At 55.0% G+C, this 16,475-nt stretch carries 14 protein-coding genes and 2 pseudogenes; 6 read left to right on the top strand and 10 right to left on the bottom strand.

The window, feature by feature from the left end; all coding sequences use genetic code 11:
• Positions 1–20: 20 nt before the first annotated feature.
• The 4 genes from KW808_RS06930 to KW808_RS06915 form a co-directional block, all read right to left on the bottom strand.
• Positions 21–509, bottom strand: coding sequence for a flavin reductase family protein (locus tag KW808_RS06930; RefSeq protein WP_034983704.1), 489 nt, complete (start codon positions 507–509; stop codon positions 21–23).
• A gap of 123 nt (positions 510–632) precedes the next feature.
• Positions 633–980, bottom strand: coding sequence for a hypothetical protein (locus KW808_RS06925; RefSeq protein WP_003861442.1), 348 nt, complete (start codon positions 978–980; stop codon positions 633–635).
• Entirely contained in the window at positions 977–1,411 is a 435-nt protein-coding gene (locus KW808_RS06920; protein WP_003861440.1) for an acyl-CoA/acyl-ACP dehydrogenase, read from the bottom strand. The genes KW808_RS06925 and KW808_RS06920 overlap by 4 nt, the downstream gene beginning before the upstream one ends.
• The gene (locus tag KW808_RS06915; protein ID WP_003861438.1) at positions 1,408–1,671 is read right to left on the bottom strand and encodes a hypothetical protein; all 264 of its coding nucleotides are present in this window, start codon (positions 1,669–1,671) and stop codon (positions 1,408–1,410) included. Before KW808_RS06915 ends, KW808_RS06920 begins: the two co-directional genes overlap by 4 nt.
• Positions 1,672–1,768: 97 nt before the next feature.
• Between KW808_RS06915 and KW808_RS06910 the strand changes: the two are divergent.
• Positions 1,769–2,647 (top strand): annotated as a pseudogene (locus KW808_RS06910) (ABC transporter substrate-binding protein); the annotation flags it as partial.
• 69 nt (positions 2,648–2,716) lie between these two features.
• Positions 2,717–3,487: pseudogene (locus KW808_RS06905) on the top strand (ABC transporter ATP-binding protein).
• 216 nt (positions 3,488–3,703) lie between these two features.
• Here the strand turns inward: KW808_RS06905 and ilvC are convergent.
• From ilvC to KW808_RS06890, 3 genes are all read right to left on the bottom strand, one after another.
• Positions 3,704–4,720 (bottom strand): ketol-acid reductoisomerase, encoded by a 1,017-nt coding sequence (ilvC, locus tag KW808_RS06900; RefSeq protein ID WP_003854117.1) that lies wholly within the window; start codon positions 4,718–4,720, stop codon positions 3,704–3,706.
• A 179-nt stretch (positions 4,721–4,899) separates the two neighbouring features.
• Positions 4,900–5,418, bottom strand: a complete 519-nt coding sequence (gene ilvN, locus KW808_RS06895) for an acetolactate synthase small subunit (protein ID WP_003861429.1) — start codon at positions 5,416–5,418, stop codon at positions 4,900–4,902.
• A 13-nt stretch (positions 5,419–5,431) separates the two neighbouring features.
• Positions 5,432–7,312: an acetolactate synthase large subunit gene (locus KW808_RS06890; RefSeq protein WP_003861427.1), complete on the bottom strand. Its 1,881-nt coding sequence runs from the start codon at positions 7,310–7,312 to the stop codon at positions 5,432–5,434.
• 437 nt (positions 7,313–7,749) lie between these two features.
• Between KW808_RS06890 and KW808_RS06885 the strand changes: the two genes are divergently transcribed.
• From KW808_RS06885 to ilvD, 3 genes are all read left to right on the top strand, one after another.
• The gene (locus KW808_RS06885; protein ID WP_034983703.1) at positions 7,750–9,339 is read left to right on the top strand and encodes a mechanosensitive ion channel family protein; all 1,590 of its coding nucleotides are present in this window, start codon (positions 7,750–7,752) and stop codon (positions 9,337–9,339) included.
• Between the two features lie 47 nt (positions 9,340–9,386).
• A complete protein-coding gene (locus KW808_RS06880) occupies positions 9,387–10,022 on the top strand; it encodes a PH domain-containing protein (protein WP_003861423.1) in 636 nt (211 codons plus the stop codon).
• 129 nt (positions 10,023–10,151) lie between these two features.
• Positions 10,152–11,993, top strand: a complete 1,842-nt coding sequence (gene ilvD, locus KW808_RS06875) for a dihydroxy-acid dehydratase (RefSeq protein WP_003854128.1) — start codon at positions 10,152–10,154, stop codon at positions 11,991–11,993.
• 428 nt (positions 11,994–12,421) lie between these two features.
• On the opposite strand, the gene KW808_RS06870 is transcribed toward ilvD, so the two are convergent.
• On the bottom strand, positions 12,422–13,480 hold the full coding sequence (locus KW808_RS06870; protein WP_003861420.1) for a DoxX family protein: 1,059 nt from the start codon (positions 13,478–13,480) through the stop codon (positions 12,422–12,424).
• Positions 13,481–13,554: 74 nt separating this feature from the next.
• Positions 13,555–14,331: an HNH endonuclease family protein gene (locus tag KW808_RS06865; protein ID WP_034983696.1), complete on the bottom strand. Its 777-nt coding sequence runs from the start codon at positions 14,329–14,331 to the stop codon at positions 13,555–13,557.
• 134 nt (positions 14,332–14,465) lie between these two features.
• On the opposite strand from KW808_RS06865, the gene KW808_RS06860 reads away from it, so the two are divergent.
• Positions 14,466–15,545 (top strand): glutathione S-transferase family protein, encoded by a 1,080-nt coding sequence (locus KW808_RS06860; protein WP_003861417.1) that lies wholly within the window; start codon positions 14,466–14,468, stop codon positions 15,543–15,545.
• Here KW808_RS06860 and KW808_RS06855 read toward each other — a convergent pair whose 3' ends face one another.
• On the bottom strand, positions 15,546–16,418 hold the full coding sequence (locus KW808_RS06855; RefSeq protein WP_003861415.1) for a LysR family transcriptional regulator ArgP: 873 nt from the start codon (positions 16,416–16,418) through the stop codon (positions 15,546–15,548). It lies immediately after the preceding gene.
• Between the last annotated feature and the right edge of the window lie 57 nt (positions 16,419–16,475).

The following is a 16,475-nucleotide window of genomic DNA, read 5'->3' as shown; positions in this document are numbered from 1 at the left end:
GAAAACGAAGGGGTGGAGAATTAATCTTCTTGCCACCGAAAAAGCCTGCCACGGTGGTAAAGAAGTGGCTTTTGCTCCTCGTCGTGAGCACACTCTTCCACGGCAATGGTGATAATAAAGTGATCTCCACCTGGGTATTTATCCACCACAGCGCCACTCAACCATGCTGACGCACCTTCCAAGACCGCTGCCCTGTTTGTTGAACGCTTAATGGAAACGCCGTCGAATTTGTTTTCCAGATGACGGCCAAATGTGATGGCCAAATCGCTCTGCTCTTCCGATAACACAGACACAGCAACTGGTGAACCCTGCTCCAAAAACGGCACAACGCTTGATTTCTTATCGATACTCACCAACACCATGGCAGGCTCCAACGACAAGGACACGAACGCACTCACCGTCAACCCGTGGTCCACTTCCCCATCGGTAGTGGTGACCACCGTGACACCTGAAGGGAACGATCCGACAGTGTCGCGCAGCTGCGTTCCGTTTACTGTTTTTAAAGTCATAGTTAATTATCTTTCCAAAAACTTGAATAAGAAGAACAAACACCCCATCCGCTGCCCAGAAAGCACCAGACAGTGAACAGGGTGTTGATATTTAAAGTGATTTAGTTTTGCGTGGCCTGTAGATCACGGACCCGTGCAAGCTCCCATTTCAACACGGAAACGACGAGACGTTGATGAAGACTTTACATAACCTGCTCCTCCAGCAACACGAACCTCAATGGCAGTTGCAGCAACGGCCAGCTGCGCGGAACCGAGGCTAAGTTCCAGTAGATCAACTGGAGTAACAGGATTGACTCCTTCAACGTTGACTCGCTGTGCCAAATCTTTCTGAAGCGGGACCAGCGAAGAAAGGTTGTCTTGGATCTCGGCAGCGTTGTCGATAAACACTTCGTTGAGGCTGGTCAGACGTCCAGTGGCTGCATTAATCGCAGCTTCAGCGACACCGAAGTATTCAGAGATCTGTAAGATCACGAAGGTTGGGCGCACCGATGCCACAAGGTAAGGAAATCGTGGCTTAGAATCTGAGCCCCAGGAATGAAGACATCCTCAAAGCTCACCCAAGCGCAAGCAGTTGCGTTCAAACCGAGTAGAGCAAGTGAAGAACCGAGGGTGACACCTTCGGTTTCTGCACCCAAGGCGAACAGTAGTTGTACGCCCTCTGCGGTCTTTGCAGCAGGCACAATCACTGGATCTTCGCACAAGTTGGAAGCCCAACGAAGCTTTCCACTGACTTTGAGGCCACCTTCTACTCTGGTTGCTTCAAGGTCGATCTCACCACAACCAGCAAACTCCTTGAATGCACTCGCCATGCCGGTGATACCAGTGCGTCGTGCCGCTTCCGACTCTGCAGCCAATCCCAAAGCATAGTCAGTGCCGGATGCCTTGAAGTAATCCAAGGTCATGCGGTGTTCGCACAAAGTGAAGGCAGTAGACAGGTCCTAGCGGGAAAGCTCACGCACGGTGCGCGCCATTTCCAAGAGACTACCGTCGGTGTTGCGAGGGCTCCAACGCTGATCTTCCCCTGCTCCGCAAGGAGTTTCAGGATGTAGCGGGCATCAAGTTCTGCTTTGTCTACAGCTTTTGCGTTAGCAACCACTGTGTCGATGAGGTCTTTTTCTAGAACCGGGGAGTCAAGTGGATAAGGGGCTAGAGCTGTGGCCATTTACTAATCTCACAAGACATCGCCTAATGAATACAGACCAGCCTATTCAAATTCAAAGAACACTCGGTATGGCGCCTGATTTAAGGATGCTGCAACCGTGACACATATCCTCTTAGACAGCAGGCGTTTTCTGCAACTGGGCGCTTTTGCGTCCTTGAGCACCGCATTGGCCGGAGCGGCCCGCTACGTGACGTCGACAAGCAATAATGAACCTGCGGATAACACTCCCCTGACCATTGGCTACGTGCCTATTGCGGGCTCGGCGCCGATTGCTATCGCAGATGCGCTAGGGCTGTTTAAGAAACACGGCGTGAATGTCACGTTGAAGAAGTACTCAGGCTGGTCCGACCTGTGGACCGCCTATGCAACAGAGCAGCTTGATGTTGCGCACATGCTGTCGCCGATGACTGTGGCGATTAATGCTGGAGTGACCAACGCGTCGCGCCCGACGGAGCTGTCGTTTACCCAGAACACCAATGGGCAAGCAATTACCCTGGCGTCAAAGCACTATGGTTCAGTCAATTCAGCGGCGGATCTTAAAGGCATGGTGCTGGGAATTCCTTTTGAATATTCAGTCCATGCGCTGCTCCTGCGCGATTATCTCGCCTCAAACGCAGTTGATCCCATCGCCGATCTTGAGCTTCACCTGCTCCGACCTGCCGATATGGTCGCACAATTAACAGTTGAGGGCATCGATGGATTCATTGGGCCTGGGCCGTTTAATGAACGCGCCATCAGCAATGGCTCCTGCCGGATTTGGCTGCTGACCAAACAACTGTGGGACAAACATCCATGCTGCGCCGTGGCGATGGCCAAAGAGTGGAAAGCTGAACACCCCACGGCGGCTCAGGGTGTGCTTAATGCGCTGGAGGAAGCCTCCGCAATTTTGAGCAATCCGGCACAATTTGATTCGTCGGCACGCACGCTGTCGCAGGAAAAATACCTCAACCAGCCTGCCGCGTTGCTGGATGGACCATCGTGATCATCGGCATCACCGGCTTAATCCTTGACCACCTCATCGGTGCGTTGCAGAAAGTAGTTCGCTATGACTAAACCAAACGCTTCCGTCGAGCTGAATGCGATCACCAAGTCCTACGGCTCCACCACTATCATTGGCGATACGAGCATCACCATCAACGACGGTGAATTCGTCTCCCTCCTCGGCCCTTCCGGCTGCGGAAAATCAACAATTCTCAAAATGATCGCCGGACTGGCCTCCCCATCCACCGGCACAGTCAGCGCAGGCAACGAAGAAATTAAAGGACCAGGACCTGACCGAGGCATGGTTTTCCAAGACCACGCCCTCCCGCCCTGATTGACCGCACGCGACAACATCGACTTCGGCCTCCGCTCCGCGCGCCCCTCCTTGAGCAAAACCGAACGCGCCGACATCACCCGCACCCACCTCGAACAAGTAGGCCTCACCGACGCCGCCGAACGGCGCCCCGCCCGCCTCTCCGGCGGCATGCAACAGCGAGTCGGCATCGCACGCGCCTTCGCCATCGACCCACCAATCATGCTTCTCGACGAACCCTTCGGCGCCCTCGACGCCCTCACCCGCCGCGAACTCCAGCTCCAACTACTCAACATTTGGGAAGCCTCCCGCCGCACCGTCGTCATGGTCACCCACGACGTCGACGAGGCCATCCTGCTCTCCGACCGAGTTCTCGTGATGTCCAAGAGCCCCGAAGCCACCATCATCGCCGATATTCCAGTGAATCTTCCCCGCCCCCGACACGAACTGAGTGAAGACGCTTCTGTTGAAGCCGAGACCACAGCCCTGCGTAAGCGGATGCTGCATCTGCTGGAGCACTAGTTTCTAACACGTCTTTTAAAGTCCACCCTTTGAAAAGGGTGGCCTTTTTCTTCCGCGCGTACTTTCGGCACCAAGATTTCCTGATTTTGGCCACCATTTTGCCAAAATCTTGTTGCCTTATGTACAAAGTGCACAGCAGGTAGCAAAAATGCCCTCCAGACAATTAGTCCGGAGGGCATTTCCTATGCGGCGGTTAAGCCGTCAAAGGGGCGAAACTTAAGCGGTTTCTGCGCGAGCGTCAACCTTGACCCAGCTCATGAGGTCGCGGAGCTTAGCGCCGGTCTCCTCGATTGGGTGGTTGTTGTAGGAAGCACGAAGGCCCTCAAGTTCGGTGTTGCCGTTCTCAACGTTTGCGATGAGGCGCTTGGTGAAGGTGCCGTCCTGGATATCGGTCAGGATGTCCTTCATGCGGGACTTGGTGTCTGCATCGATGACGCGTGGGCCGGAGAGGTAGCCACCGAACTCAGCGGTGTCAGAAACAGAGTAGTTCATGTTGCTGATGCCACCTTCGAACATGAGGTCAACGATGAGCTTGAGCTCGTGAAGAACCTCGAAGTATGCCATCTCTGGCTCGTAGCCAGCTTCGGTGAGAACCTCGAAGCCAACCTTGACCAGTTCCTCGGTGCCACCGCAGAGAACAGCCTGCTCGCCGAAGAGGTCGGTGACGGTCTCAGCTTCGAAGGTGGTTGGGATAACGCCTGCGCGTGCGCCACCGATTGCTGCTGCGTAGGACAGGGTCAGAGCCTGTGCGGTTCCGGTTGGGTCCTGGTCGACTGCGATGAGGCAAGGAACACCCTTGCCATCAACGAACTGACGGCGAACCAAGTGGCCTGGGCCCTTTGGCGCAACCATGCCAACGATGATGTCGTCAGCTGGCTTGATCAGGTCGAAGTGAATGTTCAGGCCGTGGCCGAACAGCAGTGCGTCGCCTGCGTTCAGGTTTGGCTCGATGTCGTTGGTGAAGATTTCTGCCTGGGAGGTGTCTGGAGCCAGGAGCATGATGACGTCAGCCCAAGCTGCAGCCTCAGCGGTGGTCTTGACCTCGAAGCCTGCTTCCTTTGCCTTCTCTGCGGACTTGGAGCCCTCGCGCAGACCAATGACAACCTCAACGCCAGAATCGCGGAGGTTCTGGGAGTGTGCGTGGCCCTGGGAGCCGTAGCCAACGATGGCAACCTTGCGGCCCTGGATCAAGGAGAGGTCAGCGTCAGCATCATAAAGCAGTTCAATAGCCATGGGAGAAAATCTCGCCTTTCGTAAAAATTTTGGTGAAAAGATGTCTGCCCCCACTGTAAATCGTGGGAGTTAAACTCGCTTGGGCAGACAACTACATTATTGTTCTACCACACACATGCAATTAGACGGTGTTTGACTAGTCACATTTATGCAGCAGGTGCAATCAGATTAATTGCTGTTTAGATCTTGGCCGGAGCCATGGTCTTCGGACCGCGGTTGAGTGCAATCTGTCCGGATTGGATCAGTTCGCGGATTCCGAATGGTTCCATCACATCAAGCAGTGCGCGGAGCTTGCCTGGGGTGCCTGTGGATTCAATAACCACAGAGTCTGGAGCCACGTCGACGACTCGGGCGCGGAAGATGTTCGCGGCGTCGACGATCTGCGGACGGTTGGTGCTATCCGCAGAGACCTTAACCAGCATGATTGCGCGGGCGATGGTGGTCTCTTCATCAAGTCGCACGACTTTGAGCACGGGGATCAGCTTGTTGAGCTGCTTGGTGATCTGCTCAATGTTGAGCTCGTCGGCGTCGACAACAACCGTGATGCGGTTGATGCCGAGTGTTTCGGTCTTTGCAGACACGAGGGACACGAGGTTGAATGCGCGTCGGGTGAACATACCTGATACGCGGGAAATGATTCCGTCTACGTCCTGAACGAGTACGGACAGGATGTGGCGGGTGACGTCAGAATTAGCCATCTTGGGTCTCTCCTTATGCCTCGGTCGATTCAACGGCGGCATCAATGTCGCTGACGGCTTCGTGAATGTCGGCAGGATCTTCTGCTGCAGATTCATCACCATCAAAGAATGGGCGCAATCCGAGTGCGTACTGGATATCGGAGTTGGATGATCCAGCAGACACCATTGGCCATACCTGTGCGTCTTCACCGACGATGAAGTCGATGACTACTGGGCGGTCGTTGATCTCTCGAGCCTTTTGGATGGCTGGCAGTACTTCCTCCGCTTTGGTGACGCGGATGGCAACACAGCCAAGTCCCTCAGAAAGGGTAACAAAGTCGGGCATGTACTCGCCCTGGTTACGAAGTTTAGTATTTGAGTACCGTCCTTCATAGAATAGGGTCTGCCATTGGCGAACCATGCCCAGGTTTCCGTTGTTGATTAGTGCGATCTTAATGGGGAAACCTTCAACTGCGGCGGTGGTGAGTTCCTGGTTGGTCATCTGGAAACAGCCGTCGCCGTCGATAGCCCAGACTTCCTTGTCAGGTGCGCCAGCCTTTGCTCCAAGAGCCGCAGGAACTGCGTAGCCCATGGTGCCCAGGCCGCCAGAGTTGAGCCAGGTGCGTGGCTTTTCAAAGTCAACGAACTGAGCTGCCCACATCTGGTGCTGGCCAACGCCGGCGCAGTAAATTGCGTCGGGGCCAACTTCCTTGGACAGGGTTTCAATGACAAACTGTGGTGCCAGCAGATCGCCTGGCTGCTCGTCGTAGCCACGTGGGAAACGTGCCTTGAGGCCCTTGAGGTAATCAACCCACTCGGAGATGTCCTCGGTCTCTGCCTTGCTTGCCTTGGTGGTTTCCAGCAGACGAGCAAGAACCTCGCGGGCATCGCCCACGATTGGAACCTCAACCTGCTTGATCTTGCCGATTTCGGCAGGATCAATGTCAGCGTGAATGATCTTGGCATCAGGTGCGAAGGTGTCAACGTCACCGGTGACGCGGTCGTCGAAGCGGGAACCGATAGCAATCAGCAGGTCACTGCGCTGCAGTGCGCCAACAGCGGACACGGTGCCGTGCATGCCTGGCATACCCATGTGCAGCTCGTGGGACTCTGGGAAGGTACCCAATGCCATCAAGGTGGTGACAACTGGGATGCCGGTGTACTCAGCAAATGCACGCAGTTCTTCGTGTGCATCAGCCTTGATAACGCCGCCGCCAATGTAAAGGACTGGCTTTTTGGCTTCACCGATCAGTTTGACAGCCTGCTCAATCTGTCGAGCATGCGGAGTAGAAACTGGGCGGTAGCCTGGCAGGTCGATCTTTGGTGGCCAGACGAAATCCAATTCAGCGTTTTGGACATCCTTAGGAATATCCACCAGAACAGGGCCAGGGCGACCAGTAATCGCGAGGTGGAATGCCTCAGCCAATGCCTGTGGAATGTCGTTGGGGTCGGTGACCATGAAGTTGTGCTTGGTCACTGGCATGGTGATGCCGCGGATATCGGCTTCCTGGAAAGCATCGGTACCCAGCAGGCCACTTCCGACCTGGCCGGTGATGGCAACCATGGGAACGGAGTCCAAGTTTGCATCAGCGATTGGGGTAACCAAGTTGGTTGCGCCTGGGCCAGAGGTTGCAATGCAGACGCCAACGCGTCCAGTAACCTGCGCGTAGCCGGTTGCTGCGTGGCCTGCGCCCTGCTCGTGGCGCACCAGGACGTGGCGCACCTTTGTGGAGGAATAGAGCGGGTCATACACCGGTAGCACCGCACCACCAGGAATACCGAACACGATGTCGGCGTTAAGCTCCTCGAGCGATCGAACAATTGCCTGTGCACCTGTCATCCGCTCAGGGGCGGCGGATCGACCACGGCTTGCAACCGTGGCGGGAGTGGGCTGTTGAGAAGCTGCCACATTCACGACTTTCTGGCTCCTTTACTAAATAAGGATTTTCACAGGACCCGTCCAAGCCAAGCCGATTTCAACTCAGCCTAAAGACAAAGCCCTCATTTAAAATTGTTCCGACGCGGATGCGTGTGCACGCAGTGCGACAGATGTCTGTTGCAAAGTTGGCTACTTGGGTCATAACCAACAAGAAAGCCCTCGTTCCAACACTGTGGTGAGTGTTGTCGAGGGCGCTTGACGAGACGACTTGGAAGGCCGTTACGGCAGGCGCCGCGCGGTTACTACTACAAGTCGAATAATGGTCATGGTGTGTCATGCTACACACATCGAGTTTCCAATTCCACAACGCACGAAAATTCCCACCCCCAAAACTCCCCCACTTCGGTTAAGGAATCAGGATTCTCACAAAGTTCAGGCAGGCTCCCGCTACTTTTCAGCGCTAATCTTGGCTCATGATTTTAGGCGTACCCATTCAATATTTGCTCTATTCATTGTGGAATTGGATTGTCGATACCGGTTTTGATGTAGCAATTATCCTGGTCTTGGCGTTTTTGATTCCACGTATCGGCCGACTGGCCATGCGTATTATCAAGCGGCGAGTGGAGTCTGCAGCCGATGCGGACACCACTAAGAACCAGCTCGCGTTCGCTGGCGTTGGCGTTTATATCGCGCAAATTGTGGCGTTTTTCATGCTTGCCGTCTCCGCGATGCAGGCTTTTGGTTTCTCTCTCGCGGGCGCTGCGATTCCGGCAACCATTGCGTCAGCTGCCATTGGCCTTGGTGCGCAGTCGATTGTTGCGGACTTCTTGGCCGGATTTTTCATCCTGACGGAAAAGCAATTCGGCGTGGGTGACTGGGTGCGTTTTGAGGGCAACGGCATCGTTGTCGAAGGCACCGTCATTGAGATCACCATGCGCGCGACCAAAATTCGCACGATTGCACAAGAGACCGTGATCATCCCCAACTCCACGGCGAAAGTGTGCATCAACAATTCTAATAACTGGTCGCGTGCGGTTGTCGTTATTCCGATCCCCATGTTGGGTTCTGAAAACATCACAGATGTCATCGCGCGCTCTGAAGCTGCGACTCGTCGCGCACTTGGCCAGGAGAAAATCGCACCGGAAATCCTCGGTGAACTCGATGTGCACCCAGCCACGGAAGTCACACCGCCAACGGTGGTCGGCATGCCGTGGATGGTCACCATGCGTTTCCTCGTGCAAGTCACCGCCGGCAATCAATGGCTGGTCGAACGCGCCATCCGCACAGAAATCATCAACGAATTCTGGGAAGAATACGGCAGCGCAACCACTACATCGGGAACCCTCATTGATTCCTTACACGTTGAGCATGAAGAGCCAAAGACCTCGCTTATCGACGCCTCCCCCCAGGCTCTTAAGGAACCGAAGCCGGAGGCTGCGGCGACGGTTGCATCGCTAGCTGCATCGTCTAACGACGATGCAGACAATGCAGACGCCTCGGCGATCAATGCAGGCAATCCAGAGAAGGAACTTGATTCCGATGTGCTGGAACAAGAACTCTCCAGCGAAGAACCGGAAGAAACAGCAAAACCAGATCACTCTCTCCGAGGCTTCTTCCGCACTGATTACTACCCAAATCGGTGGCAGAAGATCCTGTCGTTTGGCGGACGTGTCCGCATGAGCACTTCCCTGTTGTTGGGTGCGCTGCTCTTGCTGTCACTATTTAAGGTCATGACTGTGGAACCAAGTGAGAATTGGCAAAACTCCAGTGGATGGCTGTCACCAAGCACTGCCACCTCAACTGCGGTGACCACCTCCGAAACTTCCGCGCCAGTAAGCACTTCTTCGATGACAGTGCCCACTACGGTGGAGGAGACCCCAACGATGGAATCTAGCGTCGAAACGCAGCAGGAAACCTCAACCCCTGCAACCGCAACGCCCCAGCGAGCCGACACCATCGAACCGACCGAGGAAGCCACGTCGCAGGAGGAAACGACTGCGTCGCAGACGCAGTCTCCAGCAACCGCGGTTCAAGAGACAGTTGCGCCGACGTCCACCCCTTAGGACGCTGATTACAGACGTGTCCCATTTCTTTACTACTATTGGAAATTATGAGTTCAGACGCAGAAAAGGCATCCGTGGAGCTTTCCGAAAAATTTCACCCAGAACGCACCCATATTTTGGGCGCCGTTGTTTTTGGCCTGATCTCATTATTAGTCATCGGCGCAGCCCCTCAGTACCTGTTTTGGCTGCTCGCGCTCCCTGTCATCTTCGGTTACTGGGTTCTAAAATCATCCACGATCGTTGATGAACAGGGCATCACCGCAAACTACGCCTTCAAGGGCAAAAAGGTTGTGGCCTGGGAAGACCTCGCAGGAATCGGATTCAAGGGTGCCCGCACTTTCGCTCGCACCACCTCCGATGCAGAAGTCACCCTCCCCGGCGTCACCTTCAACTCCCTTCCCCGCCTTGAAGCTGCTTCCCACGGCCGCATCCCCGATGCGATCACCGCAAGCAAGGAAGCAGCCGATGGCAAGGTTGTAGTCGTTCAAGAAGACGGCTACTCCGTGATGATGTCCAAGGAAGAGTACTTGGAGCGCCAAAAGGCACTGGGCAAGCCAGTTCAGTTGAACTTCGATGACGGCACCGATGGGAATACAACACAAACAGAAAGCGTTGAATCCCAAGAGACCGGACAAGCCGCGTCTGAAACCTCACATCGTGATAACCCTGCGTCACAGCACTAGAGTGTAATAAGCCGTCCGAACCAAAGGTCCACACCTCTGCACGAGTAGAAGCTCACCCAAGTTTTCAAAGTGCCGTTGATTCTTGACAACCACCCGCCGCTCTTTAAGAGCAGATTTGAAAAGCGCATCATGATCCCACTTCGTTCAAAAGTCACCACCGTCGGTCGCAATGCAGCTGGCGCTCGCGCCCTTTGGCGTGCCACCGGCACCAAGGAAAATGAGTTCGGCAAGCCAATTGTTGCCATCGTGAACTCCTACACCCAGTTCGTGCCCGGACACGTTCACCTTAAGAACGTCGGCGATATTGTGGCAGATGCAGTGCGCAAAGCCGGTGGCGTTCCAAAGGAATTCAACACCATCGCCGTCGATGACGGCATCGCCATGGGACACGGCGGCATGCTGTACTCCCTGCCATCCCGTGAAATCATCGCCGATTCCGTCGAATACATGGTCAACGCACACACCGCCGACGCCATGGTGTGTATCTCCAACTGTGACAAGATCACCCCAGGCATGCTCAACGCAGCAATGCGCCTGAACATCCCAGTGGTCTTCGTTTCCGGTGGCCCAATGGAAGCTGGCAAGGCTGTCGTCGTTGACGGCGTTGCACACGCACCAACCGACCTCATCACCGCGATCTCCGCATCCGCAAGCGATGCAGTCGACGACGCAGGCCTTGCAGCCGTTGAAGCATCCGCATGCCCAACCTGTGGCTCCTGCTCTGGTATGTTCACCGCGAACTCCATGAACTGCCTCACCGAAGCTCTGGGACTTTCTCTCCCGGGCAACGGCTCCACTCTGGCAACCCACGCAGCACGTCGCGCACTGTTTGAAAAGGCCGGCGAAACCGTCGTTGAACTGTGCCGCCGCTACTACGGTGAAGAAGACGAATCCGTTCTGCCACGTGGCATTGCCACCAAGAAGGCATTCGAAAACGCAATGGCACTGGATATGGCCATGGGTGGATCCACCAACACCATCCTCCACATCCTCGCAGCTGCCCAGGAAGGCGAAGTTGACTTCGACCTCGCAGACATCGACGAACTGTCCAAAAACGTCCCCTGCCTGTCCAAGGTTGCACCAAACTCCGACTACCACATGGAAGACGTCCACCGCGCCGGTGGCATTCCAGCACTGCTCGGCGAGCTCAACCGCGGTGGCCTGCTGAACAAGGACGTCCACTCCGTTCACTCCAACGACCTTGAAGGTTGGTTGGATGACTGGGATATCCGCTCTGGCAAGACCACCGAAGTAGCAACCGAACTCTTCCACGCAGCCCCAGGTGGCATCCGCACCACCGAAGCATTCTCCACCGAGAACCGCTGGGACGAACTCGACACCGACGCTGCCAAGGGCTGCATCCGCGACGTTGAACACGCCTACACCGCCGACGGCGGCCTGGTTGTTCTTCGCGGCAACATCTCCCCTGACGGCGCAGTGATCAAGTCCGCAGGTATCGAAGAAGAGCTGTGGAACTTCACCGGACCAGCACGAGTTGTCGAAAGCCAGGAAGAGGCAGTCTCTGTCATCCTGACCAAGACCATCCAAGCTGGCGAAGTTCTGGTCGTCCGCTACGAAGGCCCATCAGGTGGACCAGGCATGCAGGAAATGCTTCACCCAACCGCATTCCTCAAGGGATCCGGCCTGGGCAAGAAGTGTGCACTGATCACCGACGGCCGTTTCTCCGGAGGTTCCTCAGGACTGTCCATCGGCCACGTCTCCCCAGAAGCAGCACACGGCGGAGTCATTGGTCTGATCGAAAACGGCGACATCGTCTCCATCGACGTTCACAACCGCAAGCTCGAAGTTCAGGTCTCCGACGAGGAACTCCAGCGCCGCCGCGACGCTATGAACGCCTCCGAGAAGCCATGGCAGCCAGTCAACCGTAACCGCGTTGTCACCAAGGCACTGCGCGCATACGCAAAGATGGCTACCTCCGCTGATAAGGGTGCAGTCCGTCAGGTCGACTAACCCTTTGTAAGTGTTTGAGCACCGGTTCCCTACTTTGGGTTCCGGTGCTTTTTCATGTCTTGGGCTGTGTGGGCGTGGTGGAGCTCCCCGTTGCAAATACTCACCACAAGTTGCAGGATTTCTGCTGGTTGTGGTGGATTTTCCCGCTTTATAGCCCTATGCGTGCAACTTTCGGACCGATTCCAAAGGGCGAACGCCTGTTTGTGGTGGGTCCTTGCCCTGGAAGCTTTCAGGAACCACAACTACCCCACTGACCCCAAAGTGGATAGGCCCTATTCTTCCGTTTAAGCGCCTCAAACACCTCTCCCCACACTTGAACCCATTAGGCAATTACGAATCCTTAAACAGCCTTCTACAGCACCATGCCCCAAACCGAACCCAGGCATGAAAAAGACCCTCACCAGGAGGGTCTTTTTCTAAAACTTTGGCTACGCGATTGGGTTCACACCCGCACCGAACCACCACAGCAGAACTGCCGCTGCGATGCCGATGACCACGAAGATCCACGAGCTCACCAGTGGACGCTTTGCCCAACCTCGGCCAGAGTCAAGGGAAATCTTGCCGGGGCCGGTGAACTGAAGTCCGACAACTACGATGGTGAGGATCAGTGCCAGCATCAATGGCTCACTAAGTTCACCCCAACCACCTTCATGAGTGTTGACTTGGTGAAGGGTGGTAAAGGATGTCGCCACCGTGGCTACCGCTGCTGCCACTGGGGTCATCAGACCAAGGAGCAGGAAGACACCAGCTGCAAGTTCAATAGATGGAAGCAGGATCGCGAGGATTTCAGGCCACTGGTAACCAGCGAACTCTGCCTCGAGGCCAGCAAGACCGGCAGATCCTCCAAGGGTGAAGAATGTAAAGACTCCACGGACGATCAAATAGACACCAATGACTGCGCGGATAATCAACAGGCCGAAATCGAGGGTACCTCGGCGGGCATCTTCAACAATTTGTGGCTGTTCCGCAATCATTGGTGGAGCTACTGCAGCTGCCGCAGCGGCCGCACCTGCTGGCGCGAAATCAGAGTCAGTGTAAGGCTCCGAATAAGACGGTTCTGGCTGGTAAACAGGCTCTTCAGGACGGCTAATCTGACGAGTAACTTGTGTCGGCGGAGCTGGCGGAACTTGCTGAGGAGTCTGCTGCTGGGAAGGCTGCGCCTGAACATAAGACGTCGGAGCATCGGATGCTAATGCACCAGAGCTTGCCGGCGTAATAGTTGTTGGAGCTTCGGAAGCCACTGGCTTTGCAGATTGATTATCTGGACGCTCAAATGCTGTGGTTTCAGCCGACCCGGATGCTGGCGGAATATTTTGGGGCGCTGCACGGCCAGTTCGGTCGTAAACACTGCCGAGGCGCTCGGTAGCGTTGGAGGAATTCGCGGAAGGCGATGGTCCCTTGTAAGTAGGGATGGCCGAATCATCATCGAGATCGTTCAGGTCTGGTTGATCAAAATTCTGATTTGAATTTCGCGAGTTATCAGTCATGTGCCCCAGAATATGCGAATTAACTTCCGCAATGTGGATATAACTTCGGCGCGCCCCAAAAGCTTATGTGACTGTTATGCAGCACACGTATCTAATTGGCGTTCCAGGGCGCTTGCTTCAGCCTCAGTCACCCACACCTTGTAGCGATCTTTAACGGTGATGATCTTCTTTGCGTAATCGCACCTAAAAGCTGTGTTTGGTGGAAGCCAGGTTGCTGCATCGCTCGCACCTTTTTGCTGGTTAAGCGTACCTTTAACGGCGAGAAGATTGTCGGGATCGTTGGCAAAGTTCTTTCGAGTTTGCTCATCCCACTGCTGTGCTCCCTTGACCCATGCGTCATGTAATGGGACCAGGTGATCGATCTGCACGTCGCCGGAACGTTCACCGCGAACGAAATCAATAAGTTCGCCAGAAAATGGATCGCTGAGCAGGCCACTCGTGACGATACAGTCTTTTGTTCCTTCACGCAGCTGAATGTCGTCCAAATCGCGCTGCAGGATGTCGTTGCGGGTATCGCAGCCGTTGTGCCCATATTCCACGGAAACAGTGTCGGTCCATGCGGGTCCGAATAATTCGCGGCCATATCCTGTTCCTGGGGCACGACCTTTAACGTCAAGGGAAGCGAGCATCGCACGGTATTCAGCCGCAGTCTCGCTAGATGCCGCTGGAGCATTTGCCGCTACCGAGCTTTCCGAAGACGTCGGTGTTCCAGACGCCTCTTCTACCCCACCATCTATAACGTAAGCTGCAAAAGCGACTGCAGCCACGGCAATCGTGATGATGCTGGATATTACACTTTTAACTTTTTTGGTTGACCTGCTAGCAGGTGTTCTTTTTTGTGATCGAGCCATGATGGTTTCACACCATATCAACTGTGCAGGACACGTCTGCAATCACCCCGAACATTTGTTCAATCGTTGATTTTCATTCCACTTCGTAATATTGTTGACATATCATCTAAATTTCCAAGAGAGGACACCACACAGTGACTAACACGTCATCCGATTGGGCAGGCGCCCCACAAAATGCATCAGCAGACGGCGAGTTCGTTCGCGATACCAACTACATCGATGACCGCATCGTCGCAGACGTTCCAGCGGGATCCGAACCAATTGCTCAGGAAGATGGCACTTTCCATTGGCCTGTCGAGGCTGGTCGCTACCGTTTAGTCGCTGCCCGCGCATGTCCATGGGCACACCGCACCGTTATCACCCGTCGTCTTCTCGGCCTGGAGAACGTGATCTCGCTTGGTCTGACCGGCCCGACTCACGACGTTCGTTCCTGGACTTTCGATTTAGATCCAAACCATCTTGATCCCGTGCTGCAGATTCCTCGTCTACAGGACGCGTATTTCAACCGCTTCCCCGATTACCCGCGCGGCATTACCGTCCCAGCGCTCGTGGAGGAATCGTCTAAGAAGGTCGTCACCAACGATTACCCTTCCATCACCATCGATTTCAATCTTGAGTGGAAGCAGTTCCACCGTGAGGGTGCGCCTGACCTCTACCCCGCGGAGCTGCGCGAGGAGATGGCGCCAGTGATGAAGCGCATCTTCACCGAGGTCAACAACGGCGTATACAGGACCGGCTTTGCCGGTAGCCAGGAAGCGCACAACGAGGCGTACAAGCGGCTTTGGGTTGCATTGGACTGGCTAGAAGATCGCTTATCGACGCGACGTTACCTCATGGGGGATCACATCACCGAGGCGGATATCCGCCTCTACCCAACCCTCGTGCGTTTCGATGCCGTCTACCACGGACACTTCAAGTGTGGCCGCAACAAGATCACCGAAATGCCGAATCTGTGGGGCTACCTGCGGGATCTTTTCCAGACCCCAGGCTTTGGCGACACCACCGATTTCACCGAAATCAAGCAGCATTACTACATCACCCACGCAGAGATTAACCCGACCCGGATCGTTCCAGTCGGACCAGATCTGTCTGGTTTCGCGACACCACACGGCCGTGAAAAGCTCGGTGGCTCCCCATTTACTGAAGGGGTTACTCTTCCTGACCCAATTCCTGCGGGCGAAGAAGTGAAAAACCCTGAACCTTTTCAGAAGTAATTAAGGCCGCAATCCCTCGATTGCTGCATCAACGACGGCGTCTGTGAGTCTAGCTAGAGATCTAGATTCCAGGCGCCATCGTTGCCAATACATCGGTGTGTCAATGGGTATCTCATCGAGGAGGATCACTTCTCCTGCTTTTAGCATGGGAGCAGCTTGGGTTTCGGGAAGAAGTCCCCAACCAAGGCCTCGGCGAATTGCCTCACCAAAACCTTCCGCCGACGGGACAATGGATACGCGTCTGCGCCCCACAGGACCATCGACGCGCCCGTCCAGGTCACGGTCTTGAAGCACATCTTTGGGACCGAAGCGTAAGACGGGCATCGCTGCCCAATCAAGTTTCCCATCAACCATGTAGGCATCCCGCAACGTGGGCGTTGCAATTGCTAAATGGCGCATGGTTCCAAGTTCTACCACTTCACAGCCCGCCACTGGATTAGCTTCACGAGTTACCGCCCCCAAGACATCTCCACGTCGTAGCAAGGACAATGTGTGCGCTTCATCCTCCAGGCGCAGCGTGAGCGTTGCTCCACCCCAAGAGGCTACCTCATTGAACACGGGAGGAAACCACGTGGACAGTGAATCGGCATTAATCGCGATGGTCAACGGAATTTCAGCGAGTCGTCCGGAGAGTTGCGCCTTGGTTTCTGCTTGCAGCAGTGCCATTTTTCTCGCTGCCTGTACAAGAACTTCGCCTGCTTCGGTTGCTGTAGCTGGTTGGGTGCGCGATACCAGCACTCGCCCTACCTGATGCTCGAGGGCTTTAACGCGCTGACTGACCGCCGAGGGGGAAATAGAAAGGGCTAAAGAGGCACCTTCGAAGCTGCCTTCATCAATGATTGAGAGCAAAGTGTCCAGGTGAATGGGGTTCATGAAGCTATATTAAACCATGTTAAGAACCAATCATTTTACTTAAGTACCTCCATAGGT

The organism is [Brevibacterium] flavum, from assembly GCF_019317305.1.
GTDB classification, from domain to species: Bacteria; Actinomycetota; Actinomycetes; order Mycobacteriales; family Mycobacteriaceae; genus Corynebacterium; species Corynebacterium glutamicum.
This window is presented reverse-complemented; position numbering and strand designations above follow the sequence as displayed.

What these genes read in the sequence shown, in the direction of transcription:
- KW808_RS06930 (WP_034983704.1), bottom strand. Translation starts at nt 509, where the DNA reads ATGACTTTAAAAACAGTAAACGGAACGCAGCTGCGCGACACTGTCGGA.
- KW808_RS06920 (WP_003861440.1), bottom strand. Translation starts at nt 1,411, where the DNA reads ATGACCTTGGATTACTTCAAGGCATCCGGCACTGACTATGCTTTGGGA.
- KW808_RS06915 (WP_003861438.1), bottom strand. Translation starts at nt 1,671, where the DNA reads ATGGCCACAGCTCTAGCCCCTTATCCACTTGACTCCCCGGTTCTAGAA.
- ilvC (WP_003854117.1), bottom strand. Translation starts at nt 4,720, where the DNA reads ATGGCTATTGAACTGCTTTATGATGCTGACGCTGACCTCTCCTTGATC.
- ilvN (WP_003861429.1), bottom strand. Translation starts at nt 5,418, where the DNA reads ATGGCTAATTCTGACGTCACCCGCCACATCCTGTCCGTACTCGTTCAG.
- KW808_RS06885 (WP_034983703.1), top strand. Translation starts at nt 7,750, where the DNA reads ATGATTTTAGGCGTACCCATTCAATATTTGCTCTATTCATTGTGGAAT.
- KW808_RS06880 (WP_003861423.1), top strand. Translation starts at nt 9,387, where the DNA reads ATGAGTTCAGACGCAGAAAAGGCATCCGTGGAGCTTTCCGAAAAATTT.
- ilvD (WP_003854128.1), top strand. Translation starts at nt 10,152, where the DNA reads ATGATCCCACTTCGTTCAAAAGTCACCACCGTCGGTCGCAATGCAGCT.
- KW808_RS06870 (WP_003861420.1), bottom strand. Translation starts at nt 13,480, where the DNA reads ATGACTGATAACTCGCGAAATTCAAATCAGAATTTTGATCAACCAGAC.
- KW808_RS06865 (WP_034983696.1), bottom strand. Translation starts at nt 14,331, where the DNA reads ATGGCTCGATCACAAAAAAGAACACCTGCTAGCAGGTCAACCAAAAAA.
- KW808_RS06855 (WP_003861415.1), bottom strand. Translation starts at nt 16,418, where the DNA reads ATGAACCCCATTCACCTGGACACTTTGCTCTCAATCATTGATGAAGGC.